The organism is Vibrio mimicus CAIM 602 (assembly GCF_000338875.1).
Taxonomy (GTDB): Bacteria; Pseudomonadota; Gammaproteobacteria; order Enterobacterales; family Vibrionaceae; genus Vibrio; species Vibrio mimicus.
Genome location: NZ_AOMO01000107.1, coordinates 1 through 1,104, shown reverse-complemented (window position 1 = coordinate 1,104; position 1,104 = coordinate 1). Strand labels below are relative to the sequence as shown.

Below are 1,104 nucleotides of genomic sequence, written 5' to 3'. Positions count from 1 at the left end.
CGACTTTCTGATTACTGGCATATAACGCCCGCCTAAGGGGCTGACAACGCATAACACTAAACTCAAACACAACAACCGTAACCACCGCGGCTCAATGGGACTGGAAACGCCACGCGTTGGCAGTCCCTCTTGAGGCGTTTGTTATATGCTTGATTCATCCTCACCCATATCAAAACGAGTTTTCTTAAACCTCTCCAGACACTTTCTTGAATTGGGCCTAATTTTCAATAGGAACAAAACGAAAGACAAAAAAGCGAATGCCGTAGCTACTTTCACCGCAAAAAGTTCAGCGTTTTTACCGCCACTAAACTCAACGGACTTTTGCTCGTAATAAAAGCCTGTGCCAGTATAAAAAATGTCAGGGCTGAAGTAAGTTAGAAACTTCTTACTCCTTTGAGTTACGGTATATGAGTAACTCCCGAAGTTTGGTTTCAATAGCTCAACTCGATTTACAATAACAGACGGCTTGCCCATTCCTTTGAATGTTTTAGAAGTAGTTTTTAGAACAGGTTGACCTTCGTTTGTGAACTTGGGTACTTGGGCTGTTATAGGCTTAAGTTCTGCATCCTTTTTCTTTTTAGCTAACTGCTCTCCTGTTGGGATATTATCCGTTTCAATTTCACTTGGGATATAGCCTAAAACGATATATTCATAGACTGGTTCAGTTACTTGAACCTCTATTTTAGTTTCAGGACTTAACAGCCAGAAAAGCGTATAACACAAATATCCTACAACTAGACCTATGCCAGCAGATATCTCATTGAACCATGCTAACTTTGACTCAACTTTCTGAAATCTCATCGACACTCCTGCATATAACGCCCGCCTAAGGGGCTGGCGACGCATTAACACTAAACTTAAACACAACAGCGTAACCACCGCGGCTCATTGGGACTGGAAACGCCACGCGTTGACAGTCCCTCTTGAGGCGTTTGTTAGTTTACAGTTTTCCACATTGTTTTTGACTGCTCTTCAAAGCCTAGTTTCGCATAAAAGTTTTGTGCACACTTATTGAAAGCCATGACCTCTAGCCTAATTTGCTCCGCACCTTGCAATTTAGCCCAGTCATTGCACTGAGCCATTAGTTGGGTTCCTATACCTGAA

General features: G+C 42.4%; 2 protein-coding genes. Both read right to left on the bottom strand.

Features of this window, described 5'->3' with window-relative positions; genetic code table 11:
- Positions 1 to 141: 141 nt before the first annotated feature.
- Positions 142 to 801, bottom strand: a complete 660-nt coding sequence (locus D908_RS00115; RefSeq protein WP_005528055.1) for a hypothetical protein — start codon at positions 799 to 801, stop codon at positions 142 to 144.
- 134 nt (positions 802 to 935) lie between these two features.
- On the bottom strand, positions 936 to 1,097 hold the full coding sequence (locus D908_RS00120) for a GNAT family N-acetyltransferase (protein ID WP_265181576.1): 162 nt from the start codon (positions 1,095 to 1,097) through the stop codon (positions 936 to 938).
- Between the last annotated feature and the right edge of the window lie 7 nt (positions 1,098 to 1,104).